Genomic DNA, 17,952 nt, shown 5'->3' with positions numbered 1-17,952 from the left:
CGGACGAGCGCTTTTCGTCTGCCGGGACGGCCGCCGCGCCACCCTCACCGGCCCGGGGCGGCAGTGAGGCTACCGCCCCGTTCTGTAGAAAGTGACAGGCAGCAGCCCCTTACATGGCGGGGCGTCCGGCCTCTACCCTGATCACTGCTCGGAGGTTACTCGCAAGTTAAACAACGTGCCTGGAGTGGCATCGGAGCGCAGCAGCCACACGCAGCCAGCCAGTAAGCCACACGCAGCCAGCCAGTAGGACGCACCGTCGCGGGCCCGGAGGATGTCGTGAGCGACACACTGACCTTGATCGAGAACCGACCGCCCTCGGTGGCGCACCTCCTGCTGGAGCGCGTGGCGGCGACCCCGGAGGCCGAGGCCTACCGCTACCCGGTCCCCGCGGCCTCCGGCGCCGGTCCTGACGACTGGAAGTCGCTGAGCTGGGCCCAGGCCGCCGAGCGCGTCTACGCCGTGGCGGCGGGGCTCATCGATCTGGGGCTGCTGCCCGAGGACCGCGTCGCCCTGGCCGCGGCCACCCGCATCGAGTGGATCCTCGCCGACCTCGGCATCATGTGCGCGGGCGCCGCCACCACGACGGTCTATCCGCAGACCAACGCGGAGGAGTCCGCGTTCATCCTCGCCGACTCCGGCAGCCGGGTCCTGATCGCCGACAACGCCGAGCAGCTGGTCAAGGCGCGCGAGCAGCGGGCGAACCTGCCCGACCTGAAGCACGTCGTGGTCTTCGACACCCAGGGCGTCGAGCCCGCCGACGACGATCCCGAGGGGTGGGTGCTCAGCCTCGCGGACCTGGAGGCGCGCGGCGCCGCCCACCTGGAGAAGAACCCGGACGCGGTCAAGCAGCGCATCGAGGCGATCAGGGCCGACCACCTCGCGACGATCATCTACACCTCGGGGACGACGGGCCGCCCCAAGGGCGTGCGTCTGCCGCACGACAACTGGTCGTACATGGCGAAGGCCATCGCGGCCACCGGCCTGCTCTCGGCCGAGGACGTGCAGTACCTGTGGCTGCCGCTCGCGCACGTCTTCGGCAAGGTGCTCACCAGCGGGCAGATCGAGCTGGGGCACGTCACCGCCGTCGACGGCCGCGTGGACAAGATCATCGAGAATCTGCCGGTGGTCCAGCCGACGTACATGGCGTCCGTGCCGCGCATCTTCGAGAAGGTCTACAACGGCGTCGTGGCCAAGGCCCGGGCCGGCGGCAACGCCAAGTACAAGATCTTCCAGTGGTCGGCGGACGTCGCCCGCGAGTACGCGAAGACCAGCCAGGACAACTTCCGCAGGACCGGCGTGGCCTCGGTGCCGTTCGGCCTCGGGGCCAAGCACAAGATCGCCGACAAGCTCGTGTACGCGAAGCTGCGCGAGGCGTTCGGCGGGCGGCTGCGGGCCGCCGTTTCCGGCTCGGTGGCGCTCGCCCCGGAGATCGGCTACTTCTTCGCGGGCGCCGGGATCCACATCCTGGAGGGGTACGGACTCACCGAGTCCTCCGCGGCCTCCTTCGTGAACCCGGGTGAGGCCTACCGCACCGGGACCGTCGGCAAGCCGCTGCCCGGCACCGAGGTGCGGATCGCGGATGACGGCGAGATCCTGCTGCGCGGCCCCGGCATCATGGAGGGCTACCACGGGCTGCCCGAGAAGACCGCCGAGGTCCTGGAGTCCGACGGCTGGTTCCACACCGGCGACATCGGGGAGCTGTCGGCGGACGGCTATCTGCGGATCACCGACCGCAAGAAGGACCTGTTCAAGACCTCCGGCGGCAAGTACGTCGCGCCCACGGAGGTCGAGGGCCAGTTCAAGGGCGTGTGCCCGTACGTCTCCAACATCCTGGTGCTCGGCGCCGACCGGAACTTCTGCTCCGCCCTCATCGCCCTGGACGAAGCCGCCATCATGGGCTGGGCCAAGGAGAACGGCCTGGACGGCAAGAGCTACGCGGAGGTCGTCGCGGCCCCGGCCACCGTCGCCCTCATCGAGGGGTACGTCCAGCAGCTCAACGAGGGCCTCCAGCGCTGGCAGACCCTCAAGAAGTTCAAGCTGCTCCCGCGCGACCTCGACGTCGAGCACGGCGAGCTGACGCCGAGCCTGAAGCTCAAGCGCCCGGTCGTGGAGCGGCAGTACAAGGACCTGATCGAGGAGATGTACGCGGGCGCGCGCGAGGCCTGAGCCGGCGCGTACGGAGCGCCTGAGCGCCCCCGCCCACCCGGGGCCGGGCCGGCCGGGGGCGCTCAGGCGCTCCGTACGCGCCGCATCTCCCGCAGGATCTCCTCCATGCGGGCGATCTGCCGGCGTACGTCCGTCATGTCGTCGAAGCCCCGGTCCGCCAGCTGCCGCTCGACCGCGGCGAGGCGCAGCGACAGCTCGTCGAAGTCCTCCTGCTCGCGCGCCAGCACCTGCTCCAGCTGCTGGTTCTTGCGGTGCAGCTCCAGGAACACGGTGACCTTCGCGCGCAGCACCCACGGGTCGAAGGGCTTGGTGAGGTAGTCCGCCGCGCCTGTCGCGTAGCCGCGGAAGGCGTAGCCCGCGTCGTTGTCGGTGCCTGTCAGGAAGATGATCGGCACGTCCTTCGTCTGGTCGAGGCGCTTGATGTTGGACGCGGTCTCGAAGCCGTCCATGCCCGGCATCCGCACGTCGAGGAGGACCACGGCGAACCGCTGCCGCAGCAGGGCCTTCATCGCCTCCTCCCCCGAGCGGGCGCGGACCAGCGGTTCGTTCAGGGACCCCAGGACGGCCTCCAGCGCCACGAGATTGTCCTCCATGTCGTCGACGAGGAGGATGCTCGCGTGGTCGCCGGTGGTGGCCTCAGTGCTCATGGTGACGGTGCCTCACTCGGTCGTCGGCGGAATCGCGGGCTTCCGTCGAGTGCCGCGTGCCGCGCGGCTCCGCGTCGGCGGTTCCCGCGGGTGTCCCGCCGACGGCTTCCGGGGGCTCGGCCGCCTCCGGGGGGCCGACGGTCTCCACCGGCCTGGCGGTCCGCGGGGAAGCGGACTCCTTGGGCTCCGCCGGCTGGCTCTCGGGGTCCAGGAGGGCGCAGACGACGGTGAGGAGCTGGTCCACGTCCACCGGCTTCGGGACGTAGTCGGTGGCGCCCTGCGAGATGGCCTTCTCGCGGTCGCCGGGCATGGCCTTGGCGGTCAGGGCCACGATGGGCAGGCCCGTCCAGCGCGGTGAGCGGCGGATGGCGGCGATGGTCTCGTAGCCGTCCATCTCCGGCATCATGATGTCCATCAGGATCAGGTCGGTGTCGGGGTTGCGCTCCAGGGTTTCGATGCCCTCGCGGCCGTTCTCCGCGTACAGGACCACCAGGCCGACGCGGCTGAGGACGTGCGTGAGCGCGAAGACGTTGCGGATGTCGTCGTCGACGATGAGCACCCGGCGGCCCGGGAGCACCCGGCCCGCCTGCCCCTCCTTCCACGCCTCCAGCTTGGTCGGCGCGGGCCAGTTGTCCTCGGTCTCGGGGGCCGCGGGCATCGTGTGCGCCGACAGCGGCATCTGCTCCCCGGGCTCGGGCGCCGGGAGTGTGCGCGAGGACGCGTACGCCACGGCCGCCGCGCCGTGGCCGGGGTGCACCACGGGCACGTACAGCGTGAAGACGGAGCCCTCGCCGGGGCGGGACTCGGCGGTGATGCGGCCCCCGAGCAGGCCCGCGATCTCGCGGCTGATGGACAGGCCGAGCCCGGTGCCGCCGTACTTGCGGTTGGTGGTGCCGTCGACCTGCTGGAACGCCTCGAAGATCACCGGGAGTTGCTCGGGCGGGATGCCGATGCCGGTGTCCCTCACGGTGAAGCTGATGAGGTCGCCGCGGTCGCTGAGCAGCGGGTCGGGGGAGTGCTTGACGTGCTGCACGCTCAGCTCGACGCGGCCGTTGGCGGTGAACTTGACCGCGTTCGACAGGAGGTTGCGCAGGATCTGCTGGAGGCGCTGCTCGTCGGAGAACATCTCGCGCGGCACGTCGTGGCCGACGGTCACGTCGAAGGCGAGGCCCCGGTCGAGCGTGAGCGGCCGGAACGTGGCGTGCACATAGTCCAGGACCTTGATCAGCGGCAGCTTCTTCGGGCGTACGTCCATGCGGCCCGCCTCGATCTTCGACAGGTCGAGGATGTCGTTGATCAGCTGGAGCAGGTCCGAGCCCGAGCGGTGGATGGTGGTGGCGAACTGCACCTCCTGGTCGGAGAGGTGGCCGTCGGGGTTGTCGGAGAGCAGCCGGGCGAGGATGAGCAGCGAGTTCAGCGGGGTGCGCAGCTCGTGCGACATGTTCGCGAGGAACTCCGACTTGTACTGCGAGGAGGTGGCGAGCAGCGCCGCCTTCTCCTCCAGCTCGGCGTTGGAGCGGCGCAGCTCCGCCTGCTGGCGCTGGAGTTCGTCCGAGCGCTCCTGGAGCTGGGTGGCGAGCCGCTGCGACTCGCTGAGCAGGGACTCCGTACGGGAGTTGGCGATGATCGTGTTGATGGCGACGCCGATGGTGTTCACGAACTGGTCGAAGAACGCCAGGTGGACGTCGGAGAAGCGGGAGAAGGTGGCCAGCTCGATCACGCCGAGCAGCTTGTCCTCGAAGAGGATCGGGATGATCACGACACTCGCGGGCGAGGCGTCACCGAGACCCGAATGGATCTTGATGTAGTCCGGCGGCACCTCGTCCAGGAGGATGCGCTTCTTCTCCAGGGCCGCCTGGCGCACCAGGCCGTGCGCGGGCATGCCGGTGGTGTCGACGAGGAAGCCCTGCTCCTCCGTGCCGGTGTCCTGGGCGGAGCCGTAGCCGGCGATGAAGGCGAGGCCCTTGGCGGGCGAGGTCTGGAGCGGGGCGGTGCCGTCGGCGTCGGGGTTGGCCAGGAAGAACGCGCCGTACTGGGCGTTCACCAGCGGGGTCAGCTCGCGCAGGATCAGGTCGGCGACCTCCATCAGGTCGCGGTGGCCCTGCATCAGGCCCGCGAGGCGGGCGAGGTTGGACTCCAGCCAGTCCTTGGCGCGGGTCGTCTCGCGCAGGTTGGACACCATCAGGTTGATGTTGTCCTTCAGCTCGGCGACCTCGCCCCGGGGCTCGACGGTGATGGAGCGGGACATGTCGCCCTGCGCCACGGCGGACGCGACCTCGGCGATGGCGCGGACCTGCGTGGTGAGGTTCAGCGCCAGCTCGTTCACGTTCGTGGTCAGGCGCTTCCAGGTGCCGTACACGCCCTCGACGCGGGCCTGGCCGCCGAGCTGGCCCTCGGAGCCGACCTCGCGGGCGACGCGTGTCACCTCCGACGAGAAGGACGACAAGGTGTCCACCATCGTGTTGATGGTGGTCTTCAGCTCCAGGATCTCGCCGCGCGCGTCCACGTCGATCTTCTTCGACAGGTCGCCCTGGGCGACGGCCGTCGCGACCTGGGCGATGTTGCGCACCTGGCCGGTCAGGTTGTCCGCCATGTAGTTGACGTTGTCGGTGAGGTCCTTCCAGACGCCCGAGACGCCGAGGACCTGGGCGCGGCCGCCGAGGCGGCCGTCGGTGCCGACCTCGCGGGCCACGCGGGTCACCTCGGCGGCGAAGGCGCGCAGCTGCTCCACCATCGTGTTGACGGTGTCCTTCAGCTCCAGGATCTCGCCGCGCGCCGTCACCGTGATCATCTTGGACAGGTCGCCGTTGGCGACGGCCGTGGTGACCTGGGCGATGTTGCGGACCTGCGAGGTGAGGTTGGACGCCATGAAGTTGACGTTGTCGGTCAGTTCCTCCCATACGCCGCTGACGCCGCGCACCTGCGCCTGACCGCCGAGGTTGCCCTCGGTGCCGACCTCGCGGGCCACGCGGGTGACCTCGTCGGCGAAGGCGGAGAGCTGGTCGACCATCGTGTTGATCGTCGACTTCAGCTCCAGGATCTCGCCCTTGGCCTCGACGGTGATCTTCTTCGACAGGTCGCCCTGGGCGACGGCGGTCGACACCAGGGCGATGTTGCGGACCTGCGAAGTGAGGTTGTCCGCCATGAAGTTGACGTTGTCGGTGAGGTCCTTCCAGACCCCGGACACGCCGCGTACGTGGGCGCGGCCGCCGAGGTTGCCCTCGGTGCCGACCTCGCGGGCGACGCGGGTGACCTCGTCGGCGAAGGCGGAGAGCTGGTCGACCATCGTGTTGACGGTGTCCTTCAGCTCCAGGATCTCGCCGCGCGCGTCCACGGTGATCTTCTGGCTCAGGTCGCCGTTGGCGACGGCGGTGGTGACCTGGGCGATGTTGCGGACCTGCGAGGTGAGGTTGGACGCCATGAAGTTGACGTTGTCGGTGAGGTCCTTCCACACCCCCGACACACCGCGCGCCTGGGCGCGGCCGCCGAGCCTGCCCTCGGTGCCGACCTCGCGGGCCACGCGCGTGACCTCGGCGGCGAACGCGGACAGCTGCTCGACCATGGTGTTCACGGTGAGCTTCAGTTCGAGGAGTTCACCGGTGGCCTCGACCGTGACGGTGCGGGTCAGGTCGCCCTGCGCCACCGCCGTGGTGACGAGGGCGATGTCGCGTACCTGCGCGGTCAGGCGCGAGGCCATCGTGTTCACGGCCTCCGTCACGTCACGCCAGCTGCCGGACAGGCCCCTGACCTTGGCGCGGCCGCCGAGCCTGCCTTCGGTGCCGACCTCCCGGGCGACGCGCGTGACTTCCCCCGTGAAGAGGGAGAGCTGATCGACCATCGTGTTGACGGCGCGTCCGAGCCGGCGCAGGTCGCCGCGCAGCTCGCGTGAGCCGTCGTGCAGGTCGACGCGCTGGGTGAGGTCGCCGCCCGCGACGGCGTTCAGGACCCGCGTCGCGTTCGTGGCGGGTGCGACCAGGGACTCCAGGAGGGAGTTCACCTCGATGATCCTCGTGGCCCAGCTGCCCTGGCCCGGGCTGGCCGTGAACCGCTCGTCGAGCCGTCCGTGGCGGACCATCTCCCTGCGCACGCGGATCAGCTCGCCGTCGAAGTGCGTGGAGCGGTCCACGAGTTCGTTGAAGACGGTGATCAGCTCGGCCGCCAGGCCCGAGCCGGCCAGCGGCGCCTTGGAGAAGTTCCCGTCGCGGGCGGCCCGCATGGCGGCGAGCAGCGCCCGCAGGCTGGCGGCGTCGGCCTCGGAGAGCCCGGCGGGCGCGGCGGCCGGGGCACCGGCGCCGGGCAGCGCCTCCACGGCCGGGGTCCCGGCGGGGGCGGGCAGCTTGGCGCGCGCGGTGGGGGAGCGGCGGGGGGCGGAGGCGGCCGAGACGGGGGCCGGGGCGGCACGGCGGGCGCGGGCGGTGCGCGCCGCCTTGCCGGGTTCCTCGCCCTCGGCGGCGGCGGCCGGTGGTGGTGCGGGCGGAGCCGACGGCGGCGTACTGGCCGCGGGGCGGGGCGGCGTTTGGCCGGGCGATGCCATGCGAGTGTCCGAGGGGTCCGAGGGGTCCGAGGGGGCCGAGGGGGCTGCGGTGGTTGAGGTGTGTGAGGGGTTCAGGGGGTCTGTGGCGTTTGAGAGCCCTGAGAGATCTGGGGGACCTGTGGGCCCCGAGACACCTGAGACACCTGAGGGCTCCGAGACACCTGAGGGCTCCGAGACACCTGAGACACCTGAGGGCTCCGAGAGCCCTGCGCGGCTCGAGGTCTCTGAGTCCCCTGCGTTCTCCGAGGCCCCCGCCCCCTGCACGGCACCCGCGGTGCTCCCCGTATCCGGAGCGACGCCGGTGACGGTGGTGGCGACGGCGGCGACGGTGGTGGCGGTGGTGGCGGCGGGCGGAAGCGGACCGGCCGCCTCCGCGGGGGCGGGGGCCGGGGCCGGGGCCGGAGACCGGGCGGATGTGGATATCGACATGTCTGCCGATGCCGGAATCTGACCGTGTCCCGGCGCGGGCGTAGCACTGTTCTCACTCATGATGGCCCACTTCGGTAACTCGGTGCTTATGGGCCCAGTCAGTCTGTCACTCTGTCCGTGTCGCCTGAGGCGTAACGTCCGAACTGCTCAGGAGCCGCACTGTGGGGGCCATTCCGATGCAACGGGAGACCGCTGTCCACGCCTCCGTCGAGCCCGCTTCACGCCCCGGGCCACCGACGGTGGTGCGCACGTCCCTGCCCGGGAACCCGCTCGCGCCCTCCGCCGCGCGCCGCTTCGTCCGCGCGGCCCTCGCCGACTGGGTGGACCTCGCCGTGCCCGCCGCGGCGCGGATCGGCGAGCGGCTCGCGGACGACGCGGTGCTCCTGGTCAGCGAGTTGGTGACGAACGCCGTGGTACACGCGGGCACGTCCGTCGAGGTGCTGTGCCGCCTGGACGAGGCGGTGCCGGGTGAAGGCCCCCTCACCGGCTTCGACGGGTTCGACGGCCTCGACGCCCTGGTCGTGGAGGTCTCCGACCACCACCCGGCGCGCGCCGTACGCAGCGAGCCGCGCACCCCGCAGCCCGGCACGCCCGAGTACGGCCGCGGCCTGCAACTCGTCGCCACCCTCGCCGAGTCCTGGGGCATCACCTACCGCTCGGGCACCAAGACGGTCTGGGCGCGGCTCCCCGTGGACAGCGAGCGGATCCCCACCGACCTCCCCGGCCTCTCCGGCCTCGACGCGTACGCCGACGAGACGGCGGTCCAGCGCGGGCTCCGCGCCGCCGAGATCCTCGCCCCCGCCCCCAAGCGCGCCACGCACGACACAGAGTGGATCAACAGGGGCGCGCTCACGTTCCTCGCCGAGGCGTCCGACATGCTCGCGGGGCAGTTCGACGAGAACCTGGTCGCGGCCCTCGCCGGGCAGCTCCTCGTGCCGCGGCTCGCGGACTGGTGCGCGGTGTGGCTCGACGACGAGGCCGACAGCGCCGGGCGCACCGCCGGTGCCCGCGCGCCCGGCACGCACCTCGCGCGCGTCTGGCACACCAGTGAACAGCGGATAGAGGAGCTGCGCCGCGTCCTGGAGAAGGAGCCACCGGTCCTCGCCGACACGGCGGGCCCCGGCGCGGTGCCGGTGTCCTGGCCCGGCGACGCCTTCGGCGGCGACTCCACCGGCGCCGCCGTCGCCTACCGCCTGGTGGCGGGCGGGCGCCTGCTGGGCGCCCTGGTCATCGGCCGGGCCGGACTGCCGCGCTTCCCCGACGAGGTCACCGGCCTCGTCGAGGACTTCAGCCGCCGCGTCGCCCTCGCCATCAGCGCCGCCCGCCGCTACCAGCGCCAGGCCACCATCAGCCAGGTCCTCCAGCGCGGCCTGCTGCCGAGCGCCGTCGCGGAGATCCCCGGCGTACAGAGCGGCGTCGTGTACGAGCCGCGCGAGAAGGGCGGTCCCGGCGGCGACTTCTACGACGTGTTCCCCGCAGGCCACGGCCGCTGGTGCTTCGCCCTCGGCGACGTCCAGGGCAAGGGCCCCGAGGCCGCCGTCGTCATCGGCCTCGCCCGCCCCTGGCTGCGGCTGCTCGCCCGCGAGGGCTACCAGGTCGCCGAGGTCCTCGACCGCCTGAACCAGCTCCTCCTCGACGACGCCACCGAGGCCGCCGACGCGGCCGCCGCCGTCATGGCCGTCGCGGGCGGCCAGGGCGTGCCGCCCGAGGGCGCCACCGCGCGCTTCCTGTCCCTCCTGTACGGCGAGCTGGTGCCGTACGAGGGCGGGGTGCGCTGCACCGTGGCGTGCGCCGGGCACCCGCTGCCGCTGCTCCTGGGCGCCGACGGCCAGGTGCGGCCCGCAGCCGGGCCGCAGATGCTCCTCGGGGTGGTCGACGACGAGACGTACACGAGCCGGACCTTCGACCTGCTCCCCGGTGACACGCTGCTGTGCGTCACGGACGGGGTCACCGAGCGCCGCGCCGGCGGGCGTCTCTTCGACGACGGCGACGGCCTCGCCAAGGCGCTCGCCGACTGCGCGGGGCTCGACGCGGGGCTCGTGGCGGAGCGGATCCGCCGCCTCGTGCACGAGTTCTCGACGCAGCCGCCGGACGACGACCTGGCCCTTCTGGTGCTTCAGGCCCGCTGATACGGGGGCGGAGGAGGGCGGGCGGGGCGGGCCCATAATGGGAGGTATGCCTTCCGCCCTGCCCGATGGAGAACCCGTGCCCCAGGACGGGTCGCTCCCCGCGTCCGCCTTGGGCGGTACGGCCCCACTCGGCTTCTATCTGCACGTCCCGTACTGCGCCACGCGCTGCGGCTACTGCGACTTCAACACCTACACCGCCCCCGAGCTGCGCGGCACCGGCGGCGTCCTCGCCTCCCGCGACAACTACGCCGAGACCCTCGTCGAAGAGGTCCGCCTGGCCCGCAAGGTCCTCGGCGACGACCCGCGCCCGGTCCGTACGGTCTTCGTCGGCGGCGGCACGCCCACGCTGCTCGCCGCCGGTGACCTGGTGCGGATGCTGAGCGCCGTCCGCGACGAGTTCGGCCTCGCCGACGACGCGGAGATCACCACGGAGGCGAACCCGGAGTCGGTCGACCCGGCGTATCTGAGCGCCCTGCGCGAGGGCGGCTTCAACCGCGTCTCCTTCGGCATGCAGAGCGCCCGGCAGCACGTCCTGAAGATCCTCGACCGCACGCACACCCCGGGGCGGCCCGAGGCCTGCGTCGCCGAGGCCCGCGCGGCGGGCTTCGACCACGTGAACCTCGACCTGATCTACGGCACCCCCGGCGAGAGCGACGACGACTGGCGGGCCTCCCTCGACGCCGCGATCGGCGCCGGGCCCGACCATGTGTCCGCGTACGCCCTGATCGTCGAGGAGGGCACGCAGCTCGCCCGCCGCATCCGGCGCGGCGAGGTCCCCATGACGGACGACGACGTGCACGCCGACCGCTACCTGATCGCCGATGAGGCACTGTCGGCCGCCGGATTCCAGTGGTACGAGGTGTCCAACTGGGCCACGTCGGACGCGGGCCGCTGTCTGCACAACGAGCTGTACTGGCGGGGTGCCGACTGGTGGGGCGCGGGACCCGGCGCGCACAGCCACGTCGGGGGCGTGCGCTGGTGGAACGTGAAGCACCCGGGCGCGTACGCCGCCGCCCTCGCCGAGGGGCGCTCGCCGGGGGCCGGCCGCGAGCTGCTGGCGGACGAGGACCGGCGGGTGGAGCGGATCCTCCTCGAACTGCGCCTGCGGGAAGGCTGCCCGCTGGACCTGCTGCGCACCGAAGGCCTCGCGGCCTCGCGGCGCGCCCTCGCGGACGGCCTGCTGGCGCCCGGGCCCTACGAGAAGGGGCGGGCCGTGCTCACCCTGCGGGGCCGCCTGCTGGCCGACGCGGTGGTGCGGGACCTGGTGGACTGAGGGCCTGGTGGCCCGAGGCCCGCGCCGGGGGCTACGGGACGGGGGCCGTCACGAAATCGATCAGTTCCTCCACGCGGCCCAGCAGCGCCGGCTCCAGATCCTTGTAGCTGCGTACCGAGCCCAGGATCCGCTGCCAGGCCGCCCCGGTGTTCTCCGGCCAGCCCAGGGCCCGGCACACCCCGGTCTTCCAGTCCTGGCCGCGCGGCACGCGGGGCCAGGACTCGATGCCCAGGGACGACGGCTTCACCGCCTCCCAGACGTCGATGTACGGGTGTCCGACCACCAGCGCGTGCGGGCTGGAGACCTCGGCCGCGATCCGGGACTCCTTCGAGCCGGGGACGAGGTGGTCCACGAGGACGCCGAGGCGCGCGTCGGGGCCGGGCGCGAACTCCGCGACGATCGCCGGGAGGTCGTCGATGCCCTCCAGGTACTCGACGACGACGCCCTCGATGCGCAGGTCGTCGCCCCACACCTTCTCGACAAGCTCCGCGTCGTGGCGCCCCTCCACATAGATGCGCCCGGCGCGCGCCACCCGCGCCCGCGCCCCGGGGACGGCGATCGATCCTGACGCGGTGCGCGCGGGCCGCGAAGCCGCCTGGGCCTTGGGGCGGACCAGCGTGACGACCTTGCCCTCCAGGAGGAAGCCGCGCGGTGCCATCGGGAACACCCGGTGCTTGCCGAAGCGGTCCTCCAGGGTCACCGTCGGGCCCTCGGCGGTCTTCTCGCAGCGGATCACCGCGCCGCAGAATCCGGTCCCGACCTCCTCCACCACCAGGTCGGCTTCGGCGGGGACCTCGGGGACGGGGGCCGACCTCTTCCACGGCGGGGTGAGGTCCGGGTGGTAGCTGCGCATTCGACAGACGTTATGGCATGGGGTGATGTCCCGTCACGGGGACGTGCCCGCGCCGCTCACCGCACCCCGAACCGGACCGCGAGGTCCTCCCGCTGCGCCCGTACGAACGCCGCGTCGACGACCGCCCCGTGCCCGGGCACGTAGCGGGCGTCCGCTCCGCCGAGGCCGAGCAGCCGGTCGAGCGCGGCGGGCCACCGGCCCGGGACCGCGTCGGCGCCCGCCTGGGGTTCGCCCGACTCCTCCACGAGGTCGCCGCAGAAGACCACATCGGGTTCGCCCGGGTCGTGGCCCGGCACCAGGACGGCCAGGTCGTGGCCGGTGTGGCCGGGGCCGACGTTCGCCAGGAGCACCTGGACGCCGCCCAGGTCGAGGGTGCGCTCCCCGGACACCAGGTGCCGCGGGAGCACCAGGAGGTCGGCGGCCTCGGCGGCGGCGCGCGCGTCCAGGCCGTGGGCGACGGCGTCCCCGCGCAGGCCCTCGCGGTCCCGGTCGAGCACGGCGTCGACGCCGACCGCGCCGAACACCTCGACCCCGGCGAAGGCCGCCGCGCCGAGCACGTGGTCGAAGTGCGGGTGGGTCAGCGCGAGATGGGTCACACGGCGGCCCCCGCCGAGCAGCCGCCGGGCCTCGGCGCGCAGGAGCGCGCCCTCCCGCAGGCTGGACCCGGCCTCGATCATCAGGGCGGCCTCGTCGCCGACGACCAGGCCGGCCGTGCAGTCCCACACGGGGAGCCGGCGCCGCCCCACCCGCGAGGTGAGCGGCTCCCAGCCCGCGCCCCGCCAGTCCGGGGCCGGTGTCGCGCTTACGTCCATACGGTGACGCTAACGCCATACGGTGACGCTAACGCCGCCGCCCGTCGCGGGCAGCGGACGGGTGGCCCGGCGTGCGGGCGCGACCGGGCCGGTGGCACGGGCCACACGTGGGCATGAGTAAAGGAGTCGGCCCTTGCCGGGGCTGTACCCGACGGCCGTACACTGACTCGATGAAGGTTGGCACTCGCGCGTGGTGAGTGCCAGGGTGGGGCCGCCGCGGGGGCTCAGGACGAGGGAAGAGAGCTGGAGGTGTGCGCGATGCTCAGTGAACGCAGGCTCGAGGTGCTCCGCGCCATCGTCCATGACTACGTAGGCACCCAGGAGCCCGTCGGCTCCAAGGCGCTCACCGAGCGTCACCACTTGGGGGTCTCTCCGGCCACGGTCCGTAACGACATGGCGGCGCTGGAGGAGGAAGGGTTCATCGCCCAGCCCCACACCAGCGCCGGGCGCATCCCCACCGACAAGGGCTACCGGCTGTTCGTGGACAAGCTGGCGGGCGTCAAGCCGCTCAGCTCCCCCGAGCGCCGCGCGATTCAGAACTTCCTGGACGGCGCCGTCGACCTGGACGACGTCGTGGGCCGTACGGTGCGGCTGCTCGCGCAGCTGACCCGGCAGGTCGCCGTGGTGCAGTACCCGTCCCTGACGCGGTCGACGGTGCGCCACGTGGAACTGCTCGCGCTCGCCCCGGCCCGGCTCATGCTCGTGCTGATCACGGACACGGGCCGGGTCGAGCAGCGTCTGATCGACTGCCCGGCGCCGTTCGGGGAAACGTCACTCGCGGACCTGCGGGCCCGGCTCAACAGCCGGGTCGCGGGCCGCAGGTTCACGGACGTGCCGCAGCTCGTCCAGGACCTGCCCGAGTCCTTCGACAAGGAGGACCAGGCCACGGTGGCGACGGTCCTGTCCACCCTCCTCGAAACCCTGGTCGAGGAGAACGAGGAGCGGATGATGATCGGCGGAACGGCCAATCTCACCCGCTTCGGACATGACTTCCCTCTCACGATCCGGCCGGTCCTCGAGGCCCTGGAGGAACAGGTCGTCCTCCTCAAGTTGCTTGGTGAGGCTACGGATTCGGGCATGACCGTGAAGATCGGTCATGAGAACGCCCACGAGGGACTCAGCTCCACGTCCGTGGTCTCCGTCGGCTACGGTTCGGGAGGCGAGGCAGTGGCCAAGCTAGGCGTGGTCGGACCGACCCGCATGGACTATCCGGGAACGATGGGAGCAGTACGCGCAGTGGCACGTTACGTCGGACAGATCCTGGCGGAGTCGTAAGTGGCCACGGACTACTACGCCGTACTCGGCGTGCGCCGCGACGCGTCCCAGGACGAGATCAAGAAGGCCTTCCGGCGGCTCGCGCGCGAGCTGCACCCGGACGTCAATCCCGATCCCAAGACGCAAGAGCGCTTCAAAGAGATCAACGCGGCCTACGAGGTCCTCTCGGACCCGCAGAAGAAGCAGGTCTACGACCTCGGTGGCGACCCGCTGTCCCAGTCGGGCGGCGCGGGCGCGGGCGGTTTCGGAGCCGGTGGCTTCGGCAACTTCTCGGACATCATGGACGCGTTCTTCGGTACGGCGTCGCAGCGCGGGCCGCGCTCGCGCACCCGCCGCGGCCAGGACGCCATGATCCGCCTCGAGATCGAGCTGGACGAGGCGGCCTTCGGCACGACGAAGGACATCCAGGTCGACACGGCCGTCGTCTGCACGACGTGCTCCGGCGAGGGTGCCGCGCCCGGCACCTCCGCGCAGACCTGTGACATGTGCCGCGGCCGCGGCGAGGTGTCCCAGGTCACGCGGTCCTTCCTCGGCCAGGTCATGACCTCGCGGCCCTGCCCCCAGTGCCAGGGCTTCGGCACCGTGGTGCCCACGCCGTGCCCCGAGTGCGCGGGCGACGGCCGGATCCGCTCGCGGCGCACCCTCACGGTGAAGATCCCCGCGGGTGTCGACAACGGCACGCGGATCCAGCTCGCGGGCGAGGGCGAGGTCGGCCCGGGCGGTGGCCCGGCCGGCGACCTCTACGTGGAGATCCACGAGCTGCCGCACGCCGTCTTCCAGCGGCGCGGCGACGATCTGCACTGCACCGTCACCATTCCGATGACGGCGGCCTCGCTCGGTACGAAGGTGCCGCTGGAGACGCTCGACGGCGTCGAGGAGGTCGACATCCGGCCCGGCACGCAGTCCGGGCAGTCGATCCCGCTGCACGGGCGCGGCGTCACGCATCTGCGGGGCGGCGGACGCGGTGACCTGATCGTGCACGTGGAGGTCCTCACGCCCACGAAGCTGGACGCCGAGCAGGAGCGGCTGCTGCGGGAGCTGGCGAAGCTGCGCGGCGAGGAGCGGCCCACGGGTCAGTTCCAGCCGGGGCAGCAGGGCCTGTTCTCCCGCCTGAAGGACGCGTTCAACGGGCGTTAGCGCTTGACGGGTGGGCCCGGCTTCCCGGTTGCTCGGCACCTGGGGGCCGTGCCCACCCGTCCCGCCCTGCGGGACGATTGCCCACGGTAGGAAGCACCCCGCACGAGGCGGCCCCGCCGGACGTGGCACGATGCGCGTATGGTCTCCCCTCTCCATGCTCTCTGTCGTCATCCGATCGTGCAGGCCCCGATGGCGGGCGGGGCCTCGACCCCGCAGCTCGCGGCGGCCGTGTCCGAGGCCGGGGGGCTCGGCTCGCTCGCGGCCGGGTACAAGACCGCCGACGGCATGTACCAGGAGATAAAGCAGGTCAGAGGCCTGACATCGCGCCCGTTCGGGGTGAACCTCTTCATGCCGCAGCCCGCCTGCGCGGACCCGGCGGCCGTCGAGGTGTACCGCAACCAGCTCGCCGGTGAGGCCACCTGGTACGAAACCGAACTGGGCGACACCGACGGCAAGCTCGACGACGGCTACGAGGCGAAGCTGGCGATCCTGCGCGACGACCCGGTGCCGCTGGTGTCGTTCACGTTCGGCTGTCCCTCCCGGGAGGACCTCCAGGCCCTCGCGCGGGTCGGCACGAAGACCGTCGTCACCGTGACCACGCCCGAGGAGGCCCTGGCCGCGCAGGCCGTGGGCGCCGACGCGGTGTGCGTCCAGGGCGTCGAGGCGGGCGGCCACCAGGGCACCCACCGCGACAACCCGGAGACGGACGGCGCGGGAATCGGCCTGCTGAGCCTCATCACGCAGGTCAGGGAGGCCGTACAGCTGCCCGTCATCGCCGCGGGCGGGCTGATGCGCGGCGCGCAGATCGCCGCGGTGCTCGCGGCGGGCGCCGACCTCGCGCAGCTCGGCACCGCGTTCCTCGTCACCCCGGAGTCCGGCGCGCAGCCGCTGCACAAGCAGGCCGTGACCGACTCGCGGTTCGTGCGGACCGAGCTGACCCGGGCGTTCTCGGGGCGCCCCGCGCGCGGCCTCGTCAACCGCTTCATGCGCGAGCACGGCCCGTACGCGCCCGCGGCCTACCCGCAGATCCACTACTTGACGGCGGACCTGCGCAAGGCCGCGGCCAGGACCGGCGACCCGCAGGCCATGGCCCTGTGGGCGGGCCAGGGCCACCGGCTCGCGAGGGAGCTGCCCGCGGGACAGCTCGTGGAGGTGCTCGTGGCCGAACTCGACGAGGCCAAGGCCGTGTTCGCCGGCCGTGGCGCGGACGGTGCGGCATGACCGCGCCGGTGTTCGTCGTCGACGACTTCGCGGGTGCCGCGCCCGGGAGCACGTACGTACTCGAAGGCCCCGAAGGGCGGCACGCGGTGTCCGTGAAGCGGCTGCGCGCCGGTGAGGAGGTGGTGCTCACCGACGGCGCCGGACGCTGGGCGCACGGGGCCGTCGCCGCCGCCGAGGGCAAGGACCGGCTCCTCGTCGCCCTCGACGACGACGGCGTACGGGAGGAGGACGCGGAGAGCCCCCGGATCACCGTCGTCCAGGCGCTGCCCAAGGGCGACCGGGGCGAACTCGCCGTGGAGACCATGACGGAGACCGGCGTGGACGCCGTCGTGCCCTGGGCCGCCGCCCGCTGCATCACGCAGTGGAAGGGCGAGCGCGGCCTGAAGGCGCTCGGCAAGTGGCGGGCGACGGCGCGCGAGGCGGGCAAGCAGTCCCGGCGGGTCCGCTTCCCCGAGGTCGCGGAACTCGCCACCACCAAGCAGGTCGCCCAGCTGCTCGCGGACGCCGACTTCGCGGGTGTCCTGCACGAGGAGGGCAGCGAGCCGCTCGCCACCGCCCCGCTCCCGGCGTCCGGCAGCGTGGTGCTCGTGGTCGGGCCCGAGGGCGGCGTGTCCCCGGAGGAACTCGCGGTGTTCGCAGGGGCGGGCGCCAAGCCGTACCGCCTGGGGCGCAGCGTCCTGCGTACGTCGACCGCGGGCACCGCGGCGACGGCGCTGCTCCTCGGCCGCACGGGCCGCTGGTCCTGACTGGACAGATGGCCGCAACCGGTCTACCGCCCGGGCCCTCGCGGTGGCACGCTGCCATGCATGGGGGCTGTGAGGCGAGTACCGCGACCTGGCCGACGCAGGTGGATCCCGGGCCCGGCGAGAGGGCGACGGGTCCTCGTGGCCCTCGCGGCCGCGGGGGCCACCGGAATCGGCCTGGCCGCCTGCGACCCCGTCGAGGGCGACTTGAGCACGTCCGCCATCGCGCTGACCACCGACAAGATGGGCACCGCCGAGCTGGAGCGCCAGCACCTGGACGTGGCCTGGTTCAACTGCACGGCCTCGTTCGTGAAGAAGGGCGACGCCGACGAGCGCACGGCCACCGACGAGCCGCGTGAGGCCGAGGTCGACTGCCAGGGCAAGTCCGAGGGCGACGACGGAGGGAAGGACATCACCCTCAAGGGCCGCGTCACCGACGTGCGCAACGGCAAGTGCGTCCGCGGGAACCTGACCGCCCGGGTCGAGGGCAAGGAGTGGTTCCGCGTCGACGTCCTCGGCAACTGCGAGGGCGGCAACGGAAACGACAACGGCGACAACGGCGACGACGGCGACAACGACAAGGGCGACAACGGCGGGGACCGCCACACCCCGCCCGTCAACCACGACCCCGACCCGGACGAGCCCGGGCCCACCGCCACGGTCACGGTGACCGAGCGGCCGGACCCCACCTGCGACTGCTATCCGGGCAAGTGATCCAAAACGGTGCCCCGCG

General features: G+C 72.4%; 12 protein-coding genes. 8 read left to right on the top strand and 4 right to left on the bottom strand.

All coding sequences use genetic code 11. The features are described 5' to 3' along the window. Positions 1 to 276 precede the first annotated feature (276 nt). Positions 277 to 2,166: an AMP-dependent synthetase/ligase gene (locus AC07GB_RS10695; protein ID WP_478843694.1), complete on the top strand. Its 1,890-nt coding sequence runs from the start codon at positions 277 to 279 to the stop codon at positions 2,164 to 2,166. A gap of 62 nt (positions 2,167 to 2,228) precedes the next feature. Here the strand turns inward: AC07GB_RS10695 and AC07GB_RS10690 are convergent, their stop codons facing one another. Beyond that, a complete protein-coding gene (locus tag AC07GB_RS10690) occupies positions 2,229 to 2,813 on the bottom strand; it encodes a response regulator (RefSeq protein ID WP_478843692.1) in 585 nt (194 codons plus the stop codon). Continuing rightward, positions 2,803 to 7,029, bottom strand: coding sequence for a HAMP domain-containing protein (locus AC07GB_RS10685; protein WP_478843823.1), 4,227 nt, complete (start codon positions 7,027 to 7,029; stop codon positions 2,803 to 2,805). Before AC07GB_RS10685 ends, AC07GB_RS10690 begins: the two co-directional genes overlap by 11 nt. Before the next feature lie 923 nt (positions 7,030 to 7,952). On the opposite strand from AC07GB_RS10685, the gene AC07GB_RS10680 reads away from it, so the two are divergent. Together AC07GB_RS10680 and hemW are read left to right on the top strand one after the other, a co-directional pair. Next, entirely contained in the window at positions 7,953 to 9,905 is a 1,953-nt protein-coding gene (locus AC07GB_RS10680) for a SpoIIE family protein phosphatase (RefSeq protein WP_478843690.1), read from the top strand. A gap of 46 nt (positions 9,906 to 9,951) precedes the next feature. Continuing rightward, on the top strand, positions 9,952 to 11,178 hold the full coding sequence (hemW, locus tag AC07GB_RS10675; protein ID WP_478843688.1) for a radical SAM family heme chaperone HemW: 1,227 nt from the start codon (positions 9,952 to 9,954) through the stop codon (positions 11,176 to 11,178). A gap of 31 nt (positions 11,179 to 11,209) precedes the next feature. Here hemW and AC07GB_RS10670 read toward each other — a convergent pair whose 3' ends face one another. Both AC07GB_RS10670 and AC07GB_RS10665 read right to left on the bottom strand, forming a co-directional pair. After that, on the bottom strand, positions 11,210 to 12,031 hold the full coding sequence (locus AC07GB_RS10670; protein ID WP_478843686.1) for a DUF3097 domain-containing protein: 822 nt from the start codon (positions 12,029 to 12,031) through the stop codon (positions 11,210 to 11,212). 56 nt (positions 12,032 to 12,087) lie between these two features. Beyond that, complete coding sequence (locus AC07GB_RS10665; protein WP_478843684.1) at positions 12,088 to 12,843, bottom strand: MBL fold metallo-hydrolase; 756 nt, start codon at positions 12,841 to 12,843, stop codon at positions 12,088 to 12,090. 258 nt (positions 12,844 to 13,101) lie between these two features. Between AC07GB_RS10665 and hrcA the strand changes: the two genes are divergently transcribed. The 5 genes from hrcA (at position 13,102) to AC07GB_RS10640 (ending at position 17,933) form a co-directional block, all read left to right on the top strand. Next, positions 13,102 to 14,118 carry a heat-inducible transcriptional repressor HrcA gene (gene hrcA, locus AC07GB_RS10660; protein ID WP_478843682.1) on the top strand — a complete coding sequence of 339 codons (1,017 nt, stop codon included), beginning with the start codon at positions 13,102 to 13,104 and terminating at the stop codon, positions 14,116 to 14,118. Continuing rightward, positions 14,119 to 15,255 carry a molecular chaperone DnaJ gene (dnaJ, locus tag AC07GB_RS10655; protein ID WP_478843680.1) on the top strand — a complete coding sequence of 379 codons (1,137 nt, stop codon included), beginning with the start codon at positions 14,119 to 14,121 and terminating at the stop codon, positions 15,253 to 15,255. 138 nt (positions 15,256 to 15,393) lie between these two features. Further along, entirely contained in the window at positions 15,394 to 16,476 is a 1,083-nt protein-coding gene (locus tag AC07GB_RS10650) for a nitronate monooxygenase (protein WP_478843678.1), read from the top strand. Continuing rightward, positions 16,473 to 17,222, top strand: coding sequence for a 16S rRNA (uracil(1498)-N(3))-methyltransferase (locus tag AC07GB_RS10645; RefSeq protein WP_478843676.1), 750 nt, complete (start codon positions 16,473 to 16,475; stop codon positions 17,220 to 17,222). The genes AC07GB_RS10650 and AC07GB_RS10645 overlap by 4 nt, the downstream gene beginning before the upstream one ends. Before the next feature lie 138 nt (positions 17,223 to 17,360). After that, positions 17,361 to 17,933: a hypothetical protein gene (locus tag AC07GB_RS10640; RefSeq protein ID WP_478843674.1), complete on the top strand. Its 573-nt coding sequence runs from the start codon at positions 17,361 to 17,363 to the stop codon at positions 17,931 to 17,933. Positions 17,934 to 17,952: the final 19 nt, after the last annotated feature.

The sequence above is a fragment of the Streptomyces sp. NPDC045778 genome (genome assembly GCF_056431945.1).
Note: the sequence above shows the minus strand (reverse complement) of the source record. Positions and strands in the feature narration are given on the sequence as shown.